Here is a 24151-nt window from a genome sequence, read left to right on the forward strand (position 1 = left end):
ATATGATAAAATAATGATAGAGTGAGAGTTTTTTTAAGGAGGAAAAATATGACCGTACGTTTATTGATAGGCCGGTCCGGAAGCGGCAAAACGGAATACTGCCTAAATGAAATCCGCGATGAACTGCGGCTTAACCCGGATGGAGATCCAATCATTTATTTAGTTCCGGAACAAATGACGTTCCTTTCAGAATATAAATTAATTACCACGCCCGGCCTTGGCGGAATGATACGCAGCCAGGTATATTCTTTCACGCGCCTTGCCTGGAGAATTCTTCAGGAAACAGGAGGCATGAGCAGATATCATCTTAACAGTGTTGGCATCAGCATGCTTATCCGCAAGATCATCGAAGATAAAAAGGATGAGCTGAAGCTTTTTCAGAGGGCTGCCGATAAAAATGGTTTTATTCAGCAAATTGAACAAATGATGACTGAATTCAAACGTTATTGTGTAGCACCCGATGAACTGGCTGAAAGGCAGCAGCAGCTCTCAGGAACAGGAAAATCGAACAAGGCACTTCAGGACAAGCTTCATGACCTTGAGTTAATCTATAAAAATTTTGAAGAATCCCTTGCAGGCAAATATACTGATTCAGAAGACTACTTCCGCCTTCTTGCTGAAAAGGCCTCCCATTCAGAGTATCTAAAAAATGCCGAGGTTTATATAGATGGCTTTTACAGCTTTACACCACAGGAATATTCGATTGTTGAACAGCTGATGAAGCAGTGTAAAAACGTCACTATTACACTGACACTTGACAAGCAGTTTAAACATAGTGCAACTGAAGAACTTCATTTATTCAGAATGGCCGGAGAAAACTATCAGACAATCAAAGAAATGGCTTCCCGCAACAGATTGGGTATTGAAGAAATGTTCATTACTGAGCAAAAAAGGTGGTGCAGCCCTTCTCTTAGGCACCTTGAGGCACATTTTGACAGCAGGCCTGCTGAGGCATTTCTGGGGGAAGCAGACATTCACATCGGACAGGCTGTCAACAGGAGGGCTGAAATCGAGGGCGTTGCCAGAAAAATAAATAAGCTTGTTCGCACAGATGGCTATCGCTATCGTGATATTGCAGTACTTGCAAGAAACGGACAGGATTATCATGACATGATTGAAACAGTGTTCCATGACTATGAAATCCCATTTTTTATTGACCAAAAAAGAACTATGCTGAATCATCCGCTTGTGGAGTTAATTAGGTCAACTCTTGAAATCATCAATGGGAATTGGCGGTATGAACCGATCTTCAGAGCAGTAAAAACGGAACTGATTTTTCCGTCCAAATTAAACGCCGGCAAGCTTCGTGAGCAAATGGACAGACTTGAGAACTATGTTCTTGCCTATGGAATTCAAGGGGACAAATGGACGAAGAAGAAAAGATGGATATACAGGAGAATCAGGGGGCTGGAGTTTGAAGCGGTTGCCCAGACAGATTCCGAGAAGAGAATAGAAGATGAGTTAAGTGATTTGCGCGAAATGATTACAGGCCCAATATTAAGGCTGCACAGGCGCTTAAAAAAAGCTGCTGATGGCCGCGGATATTGTGAAGCTTTATTTTTATACCTGGAAGAATTGGATGTGCCTGTGAAGATTGAAAAGTGGAAATCAGCTGAAGAGGAAAAAGGGAACCTTGTTAAATCAAGGGAGCATGGACAAGCATGGAATGCCATTATGGAGCTTCTCGATCAGTATGTAGAAATGCTTGGTGAAGAAGAAGTGACGCTAAAGCGCTTTGCTTCCGTTCTGGATGCCGGTCTGGAGTCGCTTCGATTTACACTTGTTCCGCCTGCCATCGATCAGGTCATGGCGGCCGATTTGGAAAGGTCAAGGCTAACTGATATTAAAGCTGCCTTTGTCATTGGTCTGAATGAAGGAGTAATACCTGCCAAATTCTCAGAGGACGGTGTGCTGGCGGATGATGACAGAGAAATTCTGAACACAAACGGAATGAAACTGGCGCCAGGAAGCCGTACACGACTTCTTGATGAAGAATTTATAGCCTATAAAGCGTTTGTTACTCCATCAGAAAAACTTTTTATCAGTTACCCGCTGGCAAATGAAGAAGGTAAAGCACTTATGCCTTCTCCTTATATTAAGAGATTGGGAGATTTATTCCCTGATTGCAGGCAGCATTCCTTCATGTCGGATCCGGCAGAACTGCCGGAAACGGAGCAGCTGGAATATGCGGATAATCTAAATACTGCACTTTCGTATTTGACTTCACAGCTTCAGCTGAAAAAACGCAGCTATCCAATTTATGACCTGTGGTGGGATGTTTATAACTGCTATCTTAACAATGAGCATTGGAGAAGGCCGGCATTAAAGGTTCTTTCCAGCCTGAATTATGAAAACCGGACACTTCAGCTTGGCGCAGACATCAGTAAAGAATTGTATGGTGATCATATTCAGGCGAGTGTTTCCAGGATGGAATTATTCCATAGCTGTCCATTTTCCCATTTTGCACAGCATGGACTAAGGCTGCGGGAAAGACAGGTATACCGCTTAGAAGCTCCGGATATCGGGGATTTATTCCATGCAGCTTTAAAATTTATCGCAGAAACAGTTATGACCCAGAAGCTTTCATGGACAGATATGACAAGGGAACAGTGTGAAATCCTTGCAAAAGAAGCAGTTGAAATGCTTGCTCCTAAACTGCAAAATGAAATTCTTTTAAGCTCGAACAGGCATCACTATATTAAGAGAAAGCTTGAGCAAATCATCAGCAGGGCTTCCTATGTTATCAGTGAGCATGCCAAATCAAGCGGATTCTCGCCAGTGGGGCTGGAATTGGGGTTTGGTCCAAAAGGAGAACTTCCTTCGCTTGTTTTTCCTCTTAAAAATGGGACTAAAATGGAGCTTGTCGGAAGAATTGACAGAGTGGACAAGGCTCAGGATACAAACGGGACATTTTTACGGGTAATTGACTATAAATCCAGCTCCAAGGATTTGAATGTCAGTGAGGTATATTATGGGATTGCTCTGCAGATGCTCACGTATCTGGACATCATTATTGCTCATTCCAATTCTTTGATCGGGACTGAAGCCGATCCGGCAGGAGTCCTTTATTTCCATGTTCATAATCCAATCGTCAGCACTTCAAAAATGCTGACCATAGAGGATATCGAGCAGGAACTCTATAAGAAATTTAAAATGAATGGCCTGCTGCTGGGAGATGAAAATGTCATCAGGTTAATGGACCAGACAATTGAGACAGGCGATTCATCCATTATCTCAGCCGGATTTAAAAAAGACGGCACACTTTCAAAGCGATCTAAAGTGGCTAGCAAGCAGGAGTTTGATTATTTGCGGCGCTACGTAAGAAAGATGTATAGGAATACTGGCAATATGATTACAGAGGGCGATGTTAAAATTGCCCCATATAAAATGAAGGAAAAAACACCATGTACATTTTGTGCCTATAAATCTGTATGCCAATTTGACGAATCGCTCGAAACCAATGATTACAGGTTATTTGTGCCTAAGCCAAAAGAAGACATGATTGAAATCATCAAGAAGGAGGTGGAGGGCGATGAAAATGGCCATACCGCCTAAGCCGGAAGATGCAACCTGGACTGATGACCAGTGGAAAGCAATTATGGCCAAGGGACAGGATATTCTGGTGGCTGCTGCAGCCGGTTCAGGGAAAACGGCTGTTTTGGTTGAAAGGATTATCAATAAGATTATCGCTGATGAAGATCCTATTAATGTCGATGAACTCCTTGTTGTGACCTTCACAAATGCCTCAGCTGCCGAAATGAGGCACAGAATCGGCGAGGCGCTTGAAAAAGCGATTAATGCCGATCCGAAGTCTGCTCACCTCAGAAAGCAGGTAAGCTTATTAAACAGGGCATCCATCTCGACTTTGCATTCATTTTGCTTAGAGATGATCCGTAAATATTACTACATGACCGATATTGATCCCGGATTTCGAATCGCTGATGAAACAGAAGCACAGCTCTTAAGGGATGAAGTACTCGAGGAGCTTTTTGAAGAGGAATACGGTAAAGAGGGAAACGAATCATTCTTTGCACTTGTGGATACTTTTACAAATGACAGAAGTGACACTGCCCTTCAGGATATAATAAGGGACTTATACGATTTTGCCCGCTCCAACCCTTCACCTGATCAATATCTTGATTCAATTGTTGAGATGTATAACGTGGACGGTGTTGAAAGTCTTGAAAAGCTTCCATTTGTCCGTTCCCTTTTGGAGGATATAGATCTTCAGCTGAAAGGGGCCAGGCAGCTGCTGGAATATGGGCTGGAGCTGACCAAGCTTCCTGGAGGACCGGCTCCGAGAGCAGAAAACTTTATCGCAGATCTGCACGTTGTCAATACTCTAATCGAAGCGAAAAACGATTCGTGGCCGATGCTATATGAAGCGATGCAATCATGGTCTTTTGGCAGAGCCAAAACGTGTAAAGGCAATGATTATGATGAAGGGCTGGTTGAAAAGGCAAAGAAACTCAGGGACCAGGCCAAGAAAATCATAACCGGCCTGCAGGAAGAACTGTTTTTCCGCAAACAGGAAAGCTTCATGCGTGACATGGCGGAAATGAAGCCCCATATAGAATCGCTTGTTTCGTTAGTTAAAGAATTCTCAATTCGCTTTGACCAGGTTAAAACTGAAAAAGGGCTGGTTGACTTTGCCGATCTTGAGCATTATTGCCTTGAAATTCTTTCATCATCAGATGAAGAGGGAAGGCTATTGCCATCAGAAGCAGCTCTTGCCTGCAGAAATCAGTTCAAAGAAGTCCTGGTTGATGAGTATCAGGATACCAACATGGTGCAGGAAGCTATTTTGCAGCTGGTAACAGCAGATTCAGAAGAAAATGGGAATCTTTTCATGGTAGGCGATGTAAAGCAGTCGATCTACCGTTTCCGCCTTGCAGAGCCTAATCTGTTTTTGAGTAAGTACACCCGGTTCGGACGGGACGGAGAAGAGACAGGCCTTAGAATTGATCTGGCGCGAAATTTCAGAAGCCGTAAAGAAGTCCTCCACGGGACCAACTATATTTTTAAGCAAATTATGGGGACATCTGTTGGTGAAATTGAGTATGATCAGGCAGCTGAGCTTATTAAAGGAGCACCTTATTCAGAGAGTCAGGAACACCCTGTGGAAATAGCCATTATTGATCTTGAAGGAAATGAAAAAAACGAACCTGAGCCTGAATCAATGGATGAGGGTTTTGACAGCGAAGAGTTAGCCCAGTCACAGCTCGAAGCCAGATTTATGGCGTCGAAAATAAAAGAAATCATTGGGAATCGGAAAGAAGTTTACAACACAAAGACCGAATCCGGGCGGCCTGCCAAGTACAGGGATATTGTCATCCTGCTTCGTTCCATGACATGGGCTCCGCAAATAATGGAGGAGTTCAAACAGCAGGGAATCCCTGTTTATGCCAATCTCTCCAGCGGCTATTTTGAAGCAACGGAAGTAGCGATTATGATGTCACTTCTAAAAGTGATTGATAATCCGTATCAGGATATTCCGCTGGCATCAGTTCTAAGATCTCCTATTTTGGGGCTGACAGAAGAAGAGCTTGCACAAATCAGAATCCATAATAAAAGAGGGTCTTTCTATGAAGCATTGACTTCTTTTTGCCGGAATGACCCAACCCTGGAAACAGAAGAATTATATGAGAAAGTGCGGCCGTTTTTTGACCAGCTTAAAGATTGGCGTGTGATGGCCCGCCAGGGTTCGCTTTCCGAACTGATTTGGCATCTGTATAGAGAAACCAGATTTTATGATTTCGTCGGCGGCATGCCGGGCGGAAAGCAGAGGCAGGCAAACCTTCGCGCATTGTACGATAGAGCAAGACAGTATGAAGCAACATCATTCAGAGGATTATTCCGCTTCTTAAGGTTTATTGAACGAATGCGGGACAGAGGCGATGATCTTGGCGCTGCCCGTGCTTTGGGTGAGCAGGAAGATGTTGTCCGTCTTATGACGATCCACAGCAGCAAAGGGCTGGAATTTCCTTTCGTTTTCATTGCAGGGCTTGCCCGCAATTTTAATACGATGGATCTGAAAAAGCCATACTTGCTTGATAAGGAATTTGGATTCGCTGCAAAATATGTAAATGCCGAGAAGAGAATTTCTTACCCCTCTTTGCCGCAGATTGCTTTTAAACGAAAAAAGAAAATGGAAATGCTTGCTGAAGAAATGCGGGTCCTATATGTTGCTTTAACAAGGGCGAAGGAAAAGCTTTTCCTGGTATCGTCCGTCAAAAGTGCAGATAAAAAATTAAATCAGTGGCTGCAGGCATCGGAGCATAAAGAGTGGCTCCTGAATGAGTATGACAGGGCTTCTGCAAACAGTTACCTGGACTGGATTGGTCCATCGCTTGTCAGACATAGAGATTGTGAGGCATTGAGAGGAGAAGGGCCGGTTCATCCTCTCGTTCCTGCAGAAATACTTGAACACCCTTCCTGCTGGAATATAACCATAATCAAAAGCGAAGAAGCTGCAGTTCTTTCAGAAGAAGCCAATGAGGGCGAAACGGATTTGCTGCAATTGGTTTATGAAGGAAAACCTGTTCCGGCTGAATCGGCTTATAAGGATAAAGTTGAGGAACAGCTTTCCTGGAAATATTCCTTTAAGCAGGCTGCTCAAGCTAGATCTAAACAATCCGTTTCGGAAGTGAAGCGGCAGCGGGAGATTTTTTCTGAAGAAGACAGCGGAACTGAATTAATCCGTAAAATCAATAAACCCCTGCTTGGCAGGCCTCGATTCATGCAAGAAAAATCTCTTTCTCCAGCTGAACGGGGTACTGCTATGCATGCTGTCATGCAGCATATTGATTTCAGCAGGCCTGCAACTGTGGAAACAATATCTTCCAAAATGGCAGAGATGCTTCAAAACGAATTGCTGACAGAAGAGCAGCATGCCAGCATTGAACCACAGCTGATTGTACAGTTTTTCGAAACCAAACTGGGACAAAGAATCGTTCAGGCTAAATCGGTACGAAGAGAAATCCCATTCAGTCTATCTTTTCCAGCCCGGGAAATCTATTCAGATTGGAAGGGAGAAGATGAAACGGTTCTCATCCAGGGGATTGTGGACTGTGTAATTGAAGATGAGCAGGGCCTGGTGCTTCTGGATTATAAAACGGATGGAATCAGCGGCCGGTTTAAGGGAGGCTTTGCTGAAGCCAAACCCGTTCTCGAAAACAGGTACAAAGTTCAAATTGATATGTACACCAGAGCATTGGAACAAATATTAAAGAGAGAAGTCAATGAAAGATACCTATTCTTCTTTGACGGGGCTCATACACTTAAGTTATAGGGAAAGCCGGCAAGAGAACTTGCCGGTTTTTTGTGCGTTACTAGGAATGGTATTGCGCGTAATAGCCGAAAAGCCGCGCACAACCAGTGAATTCCCGCGCGCAAAGGAAACATCACCGCGCGCAAAAACGAGAATATAAATTTACTGCCGCCCCAATATAAAGGGTAATTTAAATATAAAGGAGGCTTGCAATGGGAAAAAGGCAAATAGAGGCGGGAACCTGCGAATTATGCCTGCGGGAGGATATTGATATAACAGTCCATCATTTAACGCCGAAAGAAATGGGAGGCACCTTCCTGCCCACCGCGAAATTATGCATACCCTGCCATAAGCAGATTCACGCTTTATATACGAATGCAGAGCTAGCTGTAAGGCTGAATTCAATAGAGTTATTGCAGCAGGATGATAAAATCCGAAAATATTTGAAATGGATCAGGAAGCAGCCTTCAACCAAGTTAACGAAAGCCAAAAAGTCCAATGACAGGAAATCAAAAGGACGATAACAAATGTGCTATCGTCCTGAATTTCTGATAATGGATTAGTTATTGCCGACATTTGGCTGATCAACCAGACTGGTATCCAGTACATTGCTGGCACTCAGGCCATTGTTTGTAATGACTAAGCCGCCCGTATTTGCGGCACCCTGTCCGGTCGTTGATTTTGAATTGCTTTTTGGAGAGATATAAAGGGAGTCCCCAAATTGCACAATCCCCCCGCCGACATTGATGATTTGTACCGGTCCGATTATAGCTGGCATGTAAAACATCCTTTATGAAAAATTTTCATCCTTAAGAAGCGCCGTTTTGGGATAAACCTGACGGATATGCTTGACCCGGGCTTCCATTGAAATATTTCCGCTGTTGCCGATATGAACGACAGATGATGAGGAAACCCCGATAATATCAATGTTTTGAACCCTAATGATCGGATTGAGCTGTGTTGTCTGCATGGTTATGTCTTCTTCAATTGGGATTAAAGGAATGGGTTCACTGAATACGGGATAGACTGAAAAATTCCCTTCCTTTGCGTTGAAATATTCAGCTTCACGCTGATCGGCAATTGCTCTGGAGAATCCTTTAATAAAACAGGAGTCCCCAATTTCAAATACAGAAGAAAAGGCGATGGTGTCAATATTGATTCTGTCAACGGATGAAGTTCTTTGCAGCATAGCAGCTTACTCCGGTGTCAGAGGCACAAACGGCCCAATCAGAAGTGATTCTGGTGGTGTATCAAAGGTGGCTGCCAGCTGGATCGTTTGCGTATCTCCCACCATTAAAACAGATGAACTGGATACACCGAGCACTCTTATGCTGCCAACACACAAATCTCTGTTATATACCTGATAATTCATTCGTTATTCATCCCTTTCATATTCTCCGGCAAATGCGAGATAAAGGCATGGACTCCATTGTAAATTTCCTTTTTAATAAGCTCAATAATTTCTGCGTTATCATTTTCCTGCCCTGATCGATTTGAAGCCTGCTGCTGTTTAATATAGAAGTCAATCCTGTTAGGCAGCTGCTTTTTGATATCCTCTTTGATAAATGCAATATAGGAATCATCCACACTGACATTTAACTTCTTCTGTACAGAAGCTGTAATGTCAGGAAGTTCCCGTTCTAAATATTGATAGATGGCATCTTCAATTTCCATTGTTCTCTTCATTTGATTCTTAGGCGAAATAGGTGCTTTGATGTTTTTGTTATCTACGGCAAAATCTTCAATGTTTTGCAGCTCAGAAGGATTTAAGCCAATATTTAAAGTTCCTTCAAGAGACTCTACCTTAAGCTGGTCGAATTTATATTCAATCCGATCGACCTGCATCGGCGGGCGGTTTTTCAGAACTTCAGTCTCTTCCTGAAGTTTTTTGACCGCTGCTTCCAGGCTGCGTATTCGTTTTTCCTGTGCCTCCACAAAAGCATGCAATTGCTGAAGATAGGTATTTAATTGCTGATTCAAGCGCACCACCTCGCTTTATTAAAAATGAACTTAACGTTTCTGCGCTCCAGTCAAAGGGACAGAAGGTGCCAGCAAAACACTCCCCCCTGCTGGCCCCGCCGGCGTTGGCAATTCCGCTTCAGGTGCAGGCTCAGTAAAGCCGCCAGTGTTATACAAATAAGACGCTGGCTTTATTATGCCTGCACTTCCAATCTGCATGACGGAAGAGTTTGAAATCCCGCCTATCTTAATAAAATTAATATGAATGGATTGCTGTATATAAAAATTCATAAGATCACCCGTTTAAGCATTGAAATAATTGCCCTGATCCACGCCATCACAATCATAAGTGTTTGTTGTGCTCCGGTGATTGTAGACATTCAGGCCATCCCCTGTGTTAAACGATCCAGCGCCTGAAAAGGTCTTAGCGTTAGAAACAGGCATGATTTTATAGACATCCCCAATGTTGAAGACAGAACTGCTTCCGATTGATATGACCTGTGCGACTCCGACAATAGCTGGCATACATAACACCCTTTAAAATGATTTCTTGTATATCGTATGTGCCTGCTAGCTGATTGTGATTAATTAGCCCAAATATCTGAAATGCGTTTAATAAGAAGGCCTGCAAATGTTATATAACAGACAAAATTCAGGTGAAACTGTCATATTTTTTATGATAATATAGAAAATATAGAATTCACTAAATTTTCAGTGAGGTGGCCATAAGATGAATGTCCCATTAATAGTAACGCAGTTTTTAGATCGTGCTGTGTCTCTTTACGGTTCAAAGAAAGCCATTTTTGCAGATGATCGAGTTTTTACATATGAGGAATTGAATACGAGAGTTAATCAGCTCTCCCATGGCTTAAAGGCTTCAGGGATTGAAAAAGGGGACAGGGTGGCTTTTCTTGCACCAAATTCCGTCGAAATGCTGGAGGGCTTTTATGGCATTTTTCAGCTGGGAGGAATTATCGTCCCTCTAAATATACGGCTGAAGCCGGAAGATTATCTGTATATATTAAATCACAGTGAATCCAAAATTCTATTTGTAGACCAGGATCTTTATCACCTTATACTTCCCGTGAAAGATCAGCTGAAAACTGTGAAAAAAATCTTCGTGCATTATAAAGAGGAAGAGACTGAAGAGAGTGATTATGATTCATGGCTCAGCAGCCAGGACAGCAGTCCATATCAGAGGGAAGTCCTCGATGAAAATGATGTGTGCAGCCTTCTATATACCAGCGGTACAACAGGCAATCCAAAAGGTGTCATGCTGACCCATCGCAACAATTACCTGCATGCATTGTCAACTATGCATCATTTAAGGGTCAGTGATCAGGATGTATTGCTTCATGTCCTCCCGATGTTCCATGTGAATGGATGGGGCTCTCCTTTTTATTACACGGCAAATGGAGCTTCTCAGGTGTGTATAAGAAAAGCGACTCCGGAAAGGATTTTTGATGAAGTGCAAAAACATAAAGTATCCGTCATGCATATGGCTCCTACAGTCCTGAATTCGCTGATGCAGCATTATGAACAATTTGTTCCGGCTGTTGAACAAGATGTCAGAGTTGTTATAGCTGGTTCCGCCCCACCGCCAGCTTTTGTAACAAGAGTAGAAAAGGAGCTTGGATGGGAGTTCATACAGGTATATGGAATGACTGAATCATCTCCATTAAGCACTGTATCGACGATTCGATCTCATCTTAAAGAACTTCCACTTGCTCAGCAGTACCGGATGAAAGCAAAGGCAGGACACCAGATGATAGGCTGTGAAGTCAGGGTAATTAATGAACAGGGTGAAGAAGTGGCCCATAATGGCCTGGAAATCGGTGAAGTCGTTGTCCGCAGCAACGGAGTGATGAAAGGCTATTGGAAAAATGAAGAGGCAACAATGGAAGCTATTCGAGGCGGCTGGCTTCATACCGGTGATATGGCAAATGTAGATGAATACGGAAATATCGATATCGTAGACCGTAAAAAGGATATCATTATCAGCGGCGGTGAAAACATCTCATCCATCGAAATTGAAGGGGCTTTATACGAGCATCCTGCAATACTGGAAGCAGCCGTTATAGCTGTACCTCATGAAAAGTGGGGGGAAACGCCGCACGCGTTCATCGTGCTGCGAAACGGGAAAACACTGACTGAGCAGGAAATTATCAGTTTTACCAGGGAGAAACTTGCCCACTTTAAAGCTGTAACGGGAGTGACTTTTGTCGAAGAGCTGCCGAAAACAGCTTCGGGGAAAATCCAAAAAATCCATCTTCGGAATGATTACTGGGAGTTGAAAGGGAAAACAGGCCGTTTTGTTAATTAACTGAAAGCCGGGACTACAGCATTTGCTGGGGTCTTTTTTTTCAAAAAGAATGATGATAGCTGTCTAGCACAAGCAGCCTGCCCCCTTAGTCTCTCGTTCCTTCGTGGGCAAGGAGCTTCCGCATTTCTTTTCTGGACAATTAGAATTCTGCTCTCTATCATTAAGGTTAGATTTTCTTTCCAAAGAAGGAGGCGTTTTATGGACAGGCAAGTCAGTCCGGTGCTGGAGAAGGATCGGATCATTTCGCTGGATATTATGAGGGGATTTGCCATCCTCGGGATCTTTTTGGTTAATATGCTTTCTTTCCATTCGCCATATCTATACATTGATCCTTTTGAATGGTGGGACAGCCCGGCAGATAAAGCAGCCTATGCTTTTATTGATATCTTTGTGCAGGCCAGCTTTTATCCATTATTTTCCATGCTGTTCGGTTACGGATTAGTCATTCTGAGGGAGAGTGCACTGGCTAAAGGCCTTGGATTTGGAGTAATGGCTGCAAGGAGATTTTCCCTTCTGCTGCTGTTAGGCATCATTCACGCTTTTCTCATATGGCATGGGGATATTCTAATTAATTATGCAATCTTTGGCTTTATGTTTTTACTGTTTGTAAAGATGTCCGGAAGAAATATGCTTTTGATCGGAATATTGCTTTACATCATTCCCAATCTGTTATTTTCCCTTTTGTTTTTTGCAACTGTTCTGTTTGTTCCTGCTGATGAGCTATCAATCTATGACCCTCAAGCGGCATTAGCTTCTTTACAGGTCTATCAAAATGGAAGCTTTACTGAGGTTACCGTACAGCGGGCAGAGGACTGGTCAGGAGTTAATAATCTTGCTTCACTGCCTATCATGATTGCCTCTATTTTTCCTTTATTTTTAATAGGAGGAGGAGCTGCCAAGCTGAAATGGCTGGAGGAACCGGAAAAAAATCGTGCATTCCTCACGAAAATAATGCTGGTCTCTTTGGCTGCAGGGGTATTGTTTAAATTGCTGCCATACATGATGGAAAGCAATCTGGGACTGGATTACGTGCAGGATATATTTGGAGGCCCGCTGCTGGCTATTGCTTATGGTTTAGGGATAGCAGTGATGATAAAAAATGGTCAAGGTCCCGGATTCCTGCTGCCGCTCTCATATGTTGGGAAACTTTCGCTCTCAAATTATCTTTTCCAGTCTATTATCTCGACTTTTATTTTTTATAGTTATGGATTAGGTTTCTATGGAAAGGTATCTGTTTTTTGGGGGACACTTCTGGTTATTTTCATTTTCGCTTTTCAGGTAATAATCAGCCGCTTCTGGGCTGCCCGCTATTATTATGGACCGGTTGAATGGCTTTGGAGGAGCTTCACCTATTTGAAAATCCCTAGTTGGAAGAGAAAGGGTTAATATTTGGGTTCACTTATAAATAGTCCAAAAATCTGAAAATTTATATTATACTAAAAAAGTGAAAAATAAAATGAGGTGATGGGAATGAAGTTTGTTACTTTTAAGGATGGCAGCGGAAGTGTGGCAGGTTTATTGGACGGAACCGGCACAAAGGTTGTTCCGCTAAATGCAGCTTTAGTAAAAATGGAAGGCAAAAGTGATTTGCCAGCGACTTTGAAGGAATGTATTGCCTTAGGAGATAAGTTCATTGAGAAGGTACATAGATTAAAAGATTGGCTAAGCAGCAATCCCGGCAGGGAAGAACTCTTCCGGCCGCTCGCTTCTGTTGCATTGGAGGCCCCGATTCCCCGTCCCGATAAGAATATCTTTTGTGTAGGCAAGAATTATGCCGAGCATGCAATTGAGATGGGAAGCAAAGAAGACATTCCTGAGTATATAATGGTATTTACGAAATCGCCAACAACGGTAATAGGCCATAATGAAACGGTATTAAATCATCATAATGTTACAGCAGAGCTGGATTATGAAGGAGAGCTTGCCGTTGTAATCGGAAAAAAAGGACGGGCTATCCCCAAAGAAGAAGCATTGGATCACATCTTTGGCTATACCATTATTAATGATGTGACAGCAAGGGATCTGCAGTCACGCCATAAGCAATTTTTTATCGGAAAAAGCCTGGATGCCACATGCCCGATGGGTCCATGGATCGTCCATTCATCTGCAATTGAAAACCCGAATCAGCTTGATATTCAAACAAAGGTAAACGGAGAATTGAGACAAAGTTCAAATACTGAAAACTTTATCTTCCCAATCGAAGAAATCATCTCGGTCCTGTCAAAAGGCATGACCCTTGAGCCGGGAGATATTATTGCTACTGGAACTCCCGCAGGTGTAGGCAAAGGCTTCAAGCCTCCACGCTTTCTTCAGCCGGGAGATAAAGTGGAAATTACAGTTGAAAAAATAGGAACTCTAACAAATTGTATAGAAAAATAAACAGGTGGCCTGTGTACAAAATCACAGGCCATTACGTATTAATTTATATTTTCAGAGTGTCCATGAAAAATATCACATATTGCCTTAAATAGTTCACAAAGTTGTTCTTAAATGATCTTAGCAGCACCATAATTTTAGGATTTTCTATGCCAATATGGTATGATGGTATCGAATTTTACTATAGGAGGCACTGGAATGATACATGCCCATATAACAACTTGGTTTTTGGCACTAGTTTTATTTATTATTGCCCTTATGATGCATAAAAGCGGCAAGCAAAAAGGTTTAAAAGTCGTTCACATGATCTTGAGACTGTTCTATTTGCTGATTATTGGAACAGGGGTTTGGATTTTAAGCAGCCTTAACAGCATTGACCTTCTTTATGTGCTGAAGTCCCTGGTAGGCATTTGGGTAATAGCTATGTTTGAAATGATTATTATCCGAACTGTTAAAGGGAAAAAGACATCTATTTTATGGGGGCAGTTTGTTGTTGCTTTAATTCTGGTTTTATATTTAGGCTTTGTTAAATTGCCATTAACATTTATGACGTAAATAAAGATATTTTTTGAGAAAGCTGCCAAAAAGGCAGCTTTTTCTAATTTTGTCATGTCATGACTTCACTAAATATGGTAATTTAAAAATATAACTAACTCTATGATAAAAAATTAGAAATGGGAGTCTCTGCTGTATAAGGAGCGTTCCTTTAGCGGGTAACTGGCATTTTTCTAATGATCTTACTGTGATGGTGGGTTTTTATGGCAAAGACGATTTCATGTTTATATAAGAATACCAGCCAGCTGAATAGATTTATAGACTTGAACGAATTAGATGAATATCCTAATTTGCTGGTGCAGGTTTTTACAGGAAACCCTGAAAGTCTAAATATCGCGAAACTTCAAAAAGAACTGGCAGACAAGCTTCCATTTGCACAAATAGCAGGCTGTTCGACTTCTGGTGAAATTCATGAAGGCCGGATTACGGAAAAACAAACAGTGATCTGCTTTACTGTCTTTGAAAAAACAGAATTAAAATCTTTCCTGTTTAACAGGACTGATTTTAAGAATAGTTATGAAATGGGCAAGACCTTAGCACGGGAACTTGCTATCTTCAATACAGAAGCCGTAATTATTTTCCCTGCTGGATTTGATGTAGATTCCACAGCCTTGCTGGAGGGGATTAATGAAACCCATCCAGATATAGTGATTTCAGGGGGCCTTGCGGGAGATAATGGCTTATTTCAGGAGGGCTTAGCTTTTACTCAAGATGGACTCACCAGCGATGGGCTTGCAGCAGTTGCGCTTCAAAGCGGCCATCTTTCAGTCCGTCCGTTTGCAAATTATCAGTGGCAGGAGATTGGAAAAAGCTTTACTGTTACAAAGGCCGAAGGATCTATCATCTATTCCTTAGATCATAAGAAGCCCTTAAATATTCTAAAGCACTATTTGGGTGAGGCTTTTATTAAGGATTTACCGGAATCAGGTACTGAATTCCCTTTCCTGTTAAAGTACCGCGGGGAAAAAGTTTCTGTTTTTATTATAAAACCACTCGGAAATGGTGCTATTAAAGTAAACAGGAAGGTTGAAGAAGGAGACACACTCACGTTTGCTTATGCTAATCTGGAAGACATCATTGAACGGTCTTTACAGGAATTAAAAGAGCTTGACCAGTTAGCTCCTGAAAGCATATTTATATACAATTGTATGGCACGAAAACAGTTTGCAAGAGATTTTACGGAAAAAGAACTGGAGATGTTCCAGGGGATAGCCCCGGCGAATGGGTTCTTTTCATACGGGGAAATTTCTTTCCGAAAAGGCAGAGTGCCGCAGATGGTCGGACATTCTCTTACATATCTTGCTCTATCAGAAAATGTTGCTGAATCAAAAAAGAATCAGCCAAAACTATATTCTTATGAAAAGACGGCCCAATTTAAAACGATTACTTCTTTGACTCATTTAATGCATGCTTCTCAGGATGATATTAATGCATTAAACAGCAGTCTGAAAATGTCTGAACAATATTATAAATCTCTATTTGATAATAATGCAGATTTTGTTTATTCAACCGATTTGAAGGGGAATTTCACAAGTATTAACCCTGCATTCGAGAAAACTTTTGGGTTCATGCAGGATGAAATAATCGGAAAAACAGCTCTTTCATATGTGTGTGATGCGGATGTGCCAAGGGTCAGAATGCACTTTTACCGGGCGTTAAGAGGGAAAGAGCAATATTATAACGTTTATATCAATACAAAATCTGGCGAAACCAATCTTTTTCAGCTCAAAAATATTCCGATTACTGTTAATGGGGAATGTGTAGGTATTTATGGAATTGGCAGAAATATTACAGAACAGAAAAAGATTGAAGAGAAGATAACAGAACTGGCTTTTTTTGACCGGGATACGGGGCTGCCAAACAGAATGAAGTTTACAGAACAATTGGAAATGCAATTAAAGAGAGCCAGAAAAAAACAGAAGAAAATTGCCGTTCTTTCTATTGATATCGACCGATTTAAAATCATAAATGATAGTCTGGGTCACTTTGCTGGGGATATGGTGTTAAAGGAAATTTCCGAAAGAATAGAAAGGGTTTTGCCATCGGGTTCTTATTTGGGAAGGTTCAGCGGTGATAAGTTTACTTTAGTATTATCAAGGGAAGCAACTATCGAGAAGGTTATGAATGTCTCCAAAAAGATATTAGATGAAATATCGCATCCTATATCTCAGTCGAATCAGGAGTTTATTGTCACTGCCAGCATTGGTGCGAGCCTGCATCCAGATGATGGGGCCGATGAGCATTTGCTGCTGAAAAATGCGGATATTGCCACAAATCGCTCCAAGCAGCAGGGAGGAAACAGGGTCACCTTTTTCTCAATGGAAATGAATCAGCAGGCAATGGTCAGACTTGAGCTTGAAAGCTACTTAAGAAAAGCTTTGCAGAAAAATGAATTCTTTCTATGCTATCAGCCCTTAATTGATCTTGACACTGGCAATTTATACGGGAGCGAAGCCCTAATCCGCTGGAATCATCCAAAACTTGGACTTGTTTCACCCGGTGAATTTATTCCTCTTGCAGAAGAGACAGGTCTCATTAAGGATATCGGCGGTTGGGTATTGCGGTCGGCTTGTAAACAGAATAAACGTTGGCAAATGCTTGGCTATAAATCGCTTTCCATCTCTGTGAATGTATCGGCCTATCAATTCCAGCAGCCAGGATTTCTTCAAGAAGTTAAGATGGCATTGGAACTTTCCGGTATGGAGCCGCAATATTTAACATTGGAGCTGACGGAGAGCACGATGCTGAGAAATGTTGAGCACAGTATACAAGTCATGCAGTCGCTGCAGAATATAGGAGTCAAAGTATCAATTGATGATTTTGGCACAGGCTATTCTTCCCTAAGTTATTTAAAGGACCTTCCAATCAATACATTAAAGATCGATCGGTCTTTTATTAATAATCTGCGATTAAACACATCCGATGTTGCCATTGTAAAAGCCATCATCACCATGGGACACGGACTTGCTGTTAAAGTCGTGGCAGAAGGGGTGGAAACACAGGAGCAGATTGAGCTGTTAAAAGAATTGAAATGCCATTATGCACAAGGCTTCTATATTCATAAGCCGCTTATGACCAGTGAGTTTGAGGAAGGCTTATCTAAATATGCCCAAACGCACAGCTAGAATAAAGAAACAGCAGCACCGCCATTAAAGGCAGGCTGCTGTTTTTTTATGAAAAAAGTATAAGATTTTGAACGTCGAACTAGTGCAATCTGCCTACCCCCTCGAGATCACAAGCTTGTGTTGTTTCGGCTCATAGGGACTCGGGGTCATAAGCCGTTTCCTTTCAGAAGGAAGAACACCTTCTTTCAGGAACCGTCTTATGCCTGAGGCCCGCAGGATGCAGGTCATGCAGACGTTGCCACAGGACAAGGAAAGCTACGGAAGCGATACTTCGCACGACCGAAAGCGTTAGCTTTTGGGAGGACGTGGCGTTCTTAGTCTGCTTTCCTTCGTGGTCAAGGCGCTTCCGCATTTCTTATGAAGAAATCTTTTCAATAACCATTCTTTTTCCGCTGTTTAAGGTAAATTCAAACCGATCACTCATTTTTTCATAATAGCAAAAATGGTGCTGCACATTGCAAATATGATCCTGATTATCAAAAACGATAAAATTCACACCGCTTTTTCTGTCTTTATCATTGAAAAATGCCAGCTGATTATAGCAATAAATACAGTCATAAACCGAAAATTGCATGGAATTTAAAGTGGTTACGAACTGGTAAAAGGCATCATCATTCATTTCCTCCAGTAATCTCTCGAGGGAGAAAACAAGATGTTTTCGGATGCGGATCGAGTCCTGATTCTTTAAGTGGAATATTTCATCATCAAAGGCCACTTTGCCATCCTCAAATAAAATGCCTTTCTTCCACCGTTTAAAGCGAAATATTTCCATTTCCTGATGGAGGAATTCATCCAATAATGATGCTTCATCTGTTTCATGGTCGAAAAAAACCCATTGTTCATTAATATACTCTACAGTGCCTTCTGTAAAAGCACGGGATTGATATTCAATAAGCTTTGTTCGCTGCTGTCTATTCATATAAAACCTCCATTAACTTCCTCAACTTCTTTTTAGACAGTTTTGGCGATTTTTATAACCGCTTGTATGTGGACAATTAACTTTTTTCTAGGCTGTGCATACAATAGCATCATGAAAAATGTGCCCATGCGATTCCGCTTTGAAAGGATGATGTAAAATGTGTGGAATTACCGGCTGGATTGATTTCCAAAAAGATATGAGAAAAGAAACGGAAGCAATTGGAAAAATGGCATATACGCTGGCAAAGCGGGGTCCAGATGAAACAAACATATGGACAGATGTGCATGCTGGATTCGGCCATAAAAGGTTAATTGTTGTAGACCCGGCAGGCGGAAAACAGCCAATGACTAGGGAAAAACATCAAAACCGCTATACAATTTGCTATAATGGAGAGCTTTATAATACGGAGGATCTCCGTAAAGAACTCCTTATAAAAGGATATTCGTTTGATGGCCATTCTGACACTGAGGTTTTGCTGACTTCTTATATAGAATGGGGAGAAAATTGCCTTCAATTTTTGAATGGCATCTATGCTTTCGCTGTATGGGATGAGAAGAAAGAACAATTATTTATAGGCAGGGACCGTTTAGGGGTAAAACCTTTATTTTATAGAGAAACGAAGCAGGGCATTATATTCGGATCTGAATTGAAGGCTATTTTGGCCCATCCTGATGTTAAGGCTGAAATCGGCAGGGAAGGTCTGGCAGAAGTTTTTGGACTGGGGCCATCAAGATCCCCAGGGTCAGGAGTTTTCAGAGGCATTGATGAATTAAGGCCTGCACATGCGCTGACCTTTTCGAGAAATGGACTGAAGGTATGGCGTTATTGGAATGTAAAAAGTGCGCATCATGGGGATAATGTTGAGGAAACTGCTGAACGAGTGAGAGAATTATTTACGGATGCTGTAACAAGGCAGCTGGTCTCGGATGTCCCTTTATGCACGTTTCTTTCCGGCGGTGTGGATTCGAGTGCGATTACCGCTATTGCGGCAAAAGCTTACGAAAGAGATGGAAAGGGCCAATTGAACACTTATTCGATAGATTATGAGGGAAATGAAGAGTTTTTCAAGGCAAATGAGTTTCAGCCCAATTCGGATGGAACATTTATCCGAAAAATTTCCCAGTCCTTTAATACGAGACATAACAGCTGTATAATCACCCAGCAGAAGCTGGCAGAGGATTTAATCGAATCCGTGCATGTAAGGGATCTTCCGGGCATGGCTGATGTCGATTCCTCCCTGCTATGGTTTTGCAGGGAAATAAAAAAGGATTTTGTTGTAAGCTTATCAGGTGAATGCGCGGATGAAATATTTGGCGGCTATCCATGGTTCCATAGAGAGGAAGACTTAAAGCGCAAGGGCTTCCCGTGGATGAGGTCGCTCGAAGCCAGACAGGGGCTATTGAAAGAAGATTGGAGGAAGAAATTAAATATCCATGACTATGCCATGGAAAAATATCTTCAGGCAATCTCTGAAACCCCTGCCTTAGACGGGGAAAGCAAGGAAGACGCAAGCAGGAGAGAACTTTTCTATATTAATATGATTTACTTTATGACGACCCTTTTGGACCGTAAGGACAGAATGAGCATGGGGGCGAGCCTTGAAGTCCGGGTGCCTTTTGCCGATCATCGATTGGTGGAATATGTATGGAATATTCCGTGGGAGATCAAAATGCATGGAAACCGCGAAAAAGGAATCCTGCGCAAAGCACTCGAAGGCATACTGCCGAATGAAGTCTTATACAGAAAGAAAAGCCCGTACCCTAAAACGCATAATCCGGAATATACGGGAGCAGTCCAAAAGATGCTCACTGGATACCTGGAAGACCGGTCATCCGCTCTGTATGAATTCTTTGATTACAGCCAGCTGAAGAATATAATAGAATCGGGCGGTGACTCATTCCAGGAACCATGGTTTGGGCAGCTTATGACTGGTCCTCAGCTGTTAGCACATCTTGCACAGATTCATATTTGGTTTAAAGACTATAATATAAATATTTTAGAATGAAAAAACAGCGGCAGTCTTAACTGCCGCTTTCATTATGGGGGTCATGCAGACGCTGCCGCAGGATAAGGAAAGCTGCCGCAGCGATACATCGCACGGCCGAAAGCGGTAGCTTTTGGGAGGACGTGGCGTATTTAGTCTGCGTTCCTCAGTGAGCAAGGCGCTTCCGCTTTTCTTATTTAGACTGCTTTTGATGACACAAACGATTTGTTAACCCAGACTCTGGATCTCCAGCGCCATAACATGAGTAATCCTCTAAGCCATTCATCGGCAATAAAAGCGATCCAAATGCCGGCAAGTCCCAGTCCAAAATGAATTCCAAGAACATAGGAAAGGGTGACGCTTACACCCCACATGGACAGGATCCCCATATAAACGGGGAATTTTACATCGCCGGCTGCGCGGAGGGAGTTAATGACGACCAAATTAAACGATCTGCCGGGCTCCAGGAGTATGGTTAGAAGAATGAGAACACTGCCAATCTTTATGATGTCTGGATTAGAAGTGAATATGCCCATCAATTCTTCTGAGAATAAGGAGAAAATAACGGCTGTTCCGAACGAAATCATGATGGCAAGGCGCAGACTTTTCATGCACCTTTTATAGGCTGCCTCATAATCCTTTCCACCTACCATATGGCCTATCAAGATTTGAGTGCCCTGGCTGATGGCAACACTGAAAAGGAAAATGAACATCATAATATTTTGTGCATAAACTTTTGCAGTCAGAGCTTCTGTACCCAGAGCAGCGATGAAAATGGTAATGACCATCTGCGACCCATTATAGGATAAATGTTCACCTGCTGAAGGGATCCCGATTCTTAAAAGATTTTTGATATGTTTTTTTGGAAAGCGGAAAAGTAAGCGGAACGGAAGCGCTTTTTCTGTTCTTCTAAGCAGGACAGCGACAGCAGCAGCAAATCCGATCAATCTGCTGATGACAGTGGATATCGCCACTCCTTCTACACCCAATACAGGAAAGCCGAATGGGCCAAAAATGAATAAGTAATTGCCTATAACATTTAATATGTTCATGCCGATGGTAATGTACATAACATCTCTGGTAAACCCATAACTTCTGATGATGGCTCCAATTGTCATAATTAATGCCTGGACAAAGGATAAGCCGCCAACGATGACCAAATAGGCGTTTGCCTGGCTTAAAAGTTCCACCGGCAAATCCATCATCCGGAGCAGCGGTTTGCCAGATACATATAGAAGGATACTTAAGATGATTCCAAATACAAGGTTTGCCCCTAAGGAGACAATTGAAATTTCAGCAGCTGTTTTATTATTTTTTGCGCCTAAATTTTGAGCAATAAGGATGGACGTCCCAGTTGCAACAAATCCAAACATGACGATCACGAGAGAAAGGATCTGATTTGCCACACCAACTGCAGCTACGGATTCATCCGAATATTGCGAGAGCATAAGCGTATCAGCATTCCCCATAAGCATGTGAAGCAATATTTCTATAAAGATCGGCCAGGTTAATGCAAATAATGTCAATTTTTTCTGGTTCTTAGTCATGGTTATTCTCCCTGTTTGTAAATAAATTTTCATGTAAATAGGAGGGGCCGACGACAATTAAAAACGAAAAAAGAAAAGCCTTAAGGTCTTGCCCTTAAGAACTTTCCTTACTTCAATCAGGTTTCCTATTTATTGAAGCTGGCGGGGAAGGACAGGATTTCAAACCCAAACCCATCAAGCTGAACTTTAAGGTTCTCCGCTTCTGCTGCAAATTCTTCGTCTGTAAGCATATTAGTAACTTTTACACCTTTCAGCGGATAAGGCAAAGTAACTTCCGCATTTTCATCCGCAGGATTGGCGAGCACGATGATTGTTTTAAAGTCATCGTATTTGCGGTAGGCAACTACATTAGAATCAGTTTGAATAAATTCAAAATGGCCATCATTTGCCAGCAGCTTTTCCTCTTTCCGCAGCTTAATCAGCCTTTGAATATGAGAATGTAAATCACGATCCTGTTTTTCCTCATCCCATTCCATGCATTTTCTGCAGCCGGGATCCATTTCACCGCTTAGCCCAATTTCATCACCATAATATATGCATGGTGAACCCATAAAGGTAAATAAAAGTGTATAAATAAGTTTTACCCTGTCTTTATCCTCTTCGCATTCCGTTAAAATTCTGGGTGTATCATGGCTTCCAACCAGATTGAATGCAGCTTCATAGACATTGGCCGGGTAGCTGTGGATTTCAGCGGTCATATTGTTGGCGAATTCAGTTCCGGTAATGGATTTTTTTGCAATTAAATTAAGCAAGTTCGTGGTAAAAGGATAATTCATGACAGCATCGAACTGGTCTCCGCGCAGCCAGGGCATAGAATTGTGCCAGATTTCCCCTAAAATATAGAGATCTGGTTTAATTCGTTTAACAGTCTGTCTGAATTCACGCCAGAACTGATGGTCAACTTCATTGGCCACATCCAGCCGCCAGCCGTCGATATCAAATTCTTCAATCCAGTAACTGGCCACTTTGAGCAAATAATTTTTTACCTCTGGATTATGTGTATTCAGCTTTGGCATTTGCTCAACAAAAGCGAAGGTCTCATAATTAGGATACTCCCCGCCTTTTAGCGGGAAACTATGAGGATGGAACCAATCTTTATATCTTGATTTTTCTCCTTTCTCAAGCACATCCTGGAAAGGGGGAAAATAGTATCCGCTATGGTTGAAAACAGCATCGAGCATCACTCTAATATCCCGCTTATGGCATTCTTCAACCAGTCTTTTTAATGTATCCTTTGAACCGAACTGGGGATCAATTTCCAGATAATCTATTGTATCATATTTATGGTTGGAAAATGCCTTAAAAACAGGCGTGAAATAGATGCCGGTGATGCCAAGCTCGTGAAGATAATCAAGATGTTCAATGACACCTTCAAAATCACCGCCAAAAAAGTTATCCTTAGAAGGCTGTTCACTGCCCCAGGGAAGAACTCCTTCGGGGTCATTGCCGCGATTCCCGTTAGCAAATCTTTCTGGGAAAATCTGATACCAGACTGTATCCTTCACCCAGGAAGGAGCTTTAAATACTTCTTCAGGATGCAGATAAGGAAAGTTGAAATAATAACCTGAATCAGAAGGAGCCTCCTCGTAAAAACCTTTTTCGGTCAAAATTAATTTTTCATCACCAGACTTTAATTGAAAGCCGTATCTGGATCTTCTATGTGGCGGGTCAATATATACATGCCAATAATCATGAATGCCATCAGATCCGGATTTCTTCATTTCCGTTTTTTCATACTGCCATTTTCCATCTGCCCAAAGATATTGATCACCGTGTATTAAAGTGACTTCAGAAACATCTTCTTTCTTTGTTTGCAGTCTAATATGTAAGGTTTTCTTGCTGATGGGATAAACATAATGATCAGCAGGATAATGTATGATAGCTGCTTTTTCCATTGAAATTCCCCTTTCAAAGTGCAATCGCTTGCATTATACCATATGAAAGAAATGAAAATATAGTATAGAAATGAGTATCAATCTTTTGAAATTAATTTTCGCTTAAAAATATTTAGAAAAAAGTAGTTGTAAAAGCCCAAAAACCTTGTATAATAAAAATTAGAAATTGTGCAATCGTTTTCATTAAGCGGTTTCATT

The 24151-nt window shown here is 41.8% G+C and carries 18 protein-coding genes; 9 read left to right on the forward strand and 9 right to left on the reverse strand.

Annotated features, from left to right (window positions below; translation table 11 throughout):
• Positions 1–48: 48 nt before the first annotated feature.
• From addB to A361_RS07200, 3 genes are all read left to right on the forward strand, one after another.
• Positions 49–3555, forward strand: a complete 3507-nt coding sequence (addB, locus tag A361_RS07190) for a helicase-exonuclease AddAB subunit AddB (RefSeq protein WP_019381452.1) — start codon at positions 49–51, stop codon at positions 3553–3555.
• The gene (gene addA / locus A361_RS07195) at positions 3533–7291 is read left to right on the forward strand and encodes a helicase-exonuclease AddAB subunit AddA (protein ID WP_019381453.1); all 3759 of its coding nucleotides are present in this window, start codon (positions 3533–3535) and stop codon (positions 7289–7291) included. The genes addB and addA overlap by 23 nt, the downstream gene beginning before the upstream one ends.
• A 191-nt stretch (positions 7292–7482) precedes the next feature.
• Positions 7483–7794 carry a hypothetical protein gene (locus A361_RS07200; RefSeq protein WP_009331289.1) on the forward strand — a complete coding sequence of 104 codons (312 nt, stop codon included), beginning with the start codon at positions 7483–7485 and terminating at the stop codon, positions 7792–7794.
• Positions 7795–7829: 35 nt separating this feature from the next.
• Here A361_RS07200 and A361_RS07205 read toward each other — a convergent pair whose 3' ends face one another.
• The 6 genes from A361_RS07205 to A361_RS07230 are packed head-to-tail and all read right to left on the reverse strand — an operon-like array spanning position 7830 to position 9754.
• Complete coding sequence (locus A361_RS07205; protein ID WP_009331287.1) at positions 7830–8048, reverse strand: spore germination protein; 219 nt, start codon at positions 8046–8048, stop codon at positions 7830–7832.
• Between the two features lie 12 nt (positions 8049–8060).
• Positions 8061–8459, reverse strand: coding sequence for a spore germination protein GerPE (locus tag A361_RS07210; protein WP_009331286.1), 399 nt, complete (start codon positions 8457–8459; stop codon positions 8061–8063).
• 6 nt (positions 8460–8465) lie between these two features.
• A complete protein-coding gene (locus A361_RS07215; RefSeq protein WP_009331284.1) occupies positions 8466–8642 on the reverse strand; it encodes a germination protein GerPD in 177 nt (58 codons plus the stop codon).
• Complete coding sequence (gerPC, locus tag A361_RS07220) at positions 8639–9250, reverse strand: spore germination protein GerPC (RefSeq protein ID WP_009331282.1); 612 nt, start codon at positions 9248–9250, stop codon at positions 8639–8641. Before gerPC ends, A361_RS07215 begins: the two co-directional genes overlap by 4 nt.
• A 30-nt stretch (positions 9251–9280) precedes the next feature.
• On the reverse strand, positions 9281–9520 hold the full coding sequence (locus A361_RS07225; protein ID WP_009331281.1) for a spore germination protein GerPB: 240 nt from the start codon (positions 9518–9520) through the stop codon (positions 9281–9283).
• Positions 9521–9532: 12 nt separating this feature from the next.
• Positions 9533–9754 (reverse strand): spore germination protein, encoded by a 222-nt coding sequence (locus A361_RS07230; protein ID WP_009331280.1) that lies wholly within the window; start codon positions 9752–9754, stop codon positions 9533–9535.
• 205 nt (positions 9755–9959) lie between these two features.
• Between A361_RS07230 and A361_RS07235 the strand changes: the two genes are divergently transcribed.
• The 5 genes from A361_RS07235 (at position 9960) to A361_RS07255 (ending at position 17608) form a co-directional block, all read left to right on the forward strand.
• Positions 9960–11552 carry a long-chain-fatty-acid--CoA ligase gene (locus tag A361_RS07235; RefSeq protein WP_009331279.1) on the forward strand — a complete coding sequence of 531 codons (1593 nt, stop codon included), beginning with the start codon at positions 9960–9962 and terminating at the stop codon, positions 11550–11552.
• Positions 11553–11750: 198 nt separating this feature from the next.
• A complete protein-coding gene (locus tag A361_RS07240; RefSeq protein ID WP_019381454.1) occupies positions 11751–12938 on the forward strand; it encodes a DUF418 domain-containing protein in 1188 nt (395 codons plus the stop codon).
• Between the two features lie 84 nt (positions 12939–13022).
• Entirely contained in the window at positions 13023–13931 is a 909-nt protein-coding gene (locus A361_RS07245) for a fumarylacetoacetate hydrolase family protein (RefSeq protein ID WP_019381455.1), read from the forward strand.
• Positions 13932–14126: 195 nt separating this feature from the next.
• On the forward strand, positions 14127–14483 hold the full coding sequence (locus A361_RS07250; RefSeq protein ID WP_009331275.1) for a YisL family protein: 357 nt from the start codon (positions 14127–14129) through the stop codon (positions 14481–14483).
• Between the two features lie 203 nt (positions 14484–14686).
• Positions 14687–17608: an EAL domain-containing protein gene (locus tag A361_RS07255; protein WP_019381456.1), complete on the forward strand. Its 2922-nt coding sequence runs from the start codon at positions 14687–14689 to the stop codon at positions 17606–17608.
• A gap of 355 nt (positions 17609–17963) precedes the next feature.
• Here the strand turns inward: A361_RS07255 and A361_RS07260 are convergent, their stop codons facing one another.
• Complete coding sequence (locus tag A361_RS07260) at positions 17964–18527, reverse strand: DUF2777 domain-containing protein (protein ID WP_009331273.1); 564 nt, start codon at positions 18525–18527, stop codon at positions 17964–17966.
• 157 nt (positions 18528–18684) lie between these two features.
• Here A361_RS07260 and asnB point away from each other — a divergent pair, with 157 nt between their 5' ends.
• Complete coding sequence (gene asnB / locus A361_RS07265) at positions 18685–20532, forward strand: asparagine synthase (glutamine-hydrolyzing) (RefSeq protein ID WP_019381457.1); 1848 nt, start codon at positions 18685–18687, stop codon at positions 20530–20532.
• Between the two features lie 176 nt (positions 20533–20708).
• Here the strand turns inward: asnB and A361_RS07270 are convergent, their stop codons facing one another.
• Both A361_RS07270 and A361_RS07275 read right to left on the reverse strand, forming a co-directional pair.
• Positions 20709–22058, reverse strand: coding sequence for an MATE family efflux transporter (locus A361_RS07270; RefSeq protein ID WP_009331271.1), 1350 nt, complete (start codon positions 22056–22058; stop codon positions 20709–20711).
• 125 nt (positions 22059–22183) lie between these two features.
• Positions 22184–23953 carry an alpha-glycosidase gene (locus A361_RS07275; RefSeq protein ID WP_019381458.1) on the reverse strand — a complete coding sequence of 590 codons (1770 nt, stop codon included), beginning with the start codon at positions 23951–23953 and terminating at the stop codon, positions 22184–22186.
• Positions 23954–24151 lie beyond the last annotated feature (198 nt).

Source organism: Cytobacillus oceanisediminis 2691 (assembly GCF_000294775.2).
GTDB lineage: Bacteria > Bacillota > Bacilli > Bacillales > Cytobacillaceae > Cytobacillus > Cytobacillus pseudoceanisediminis.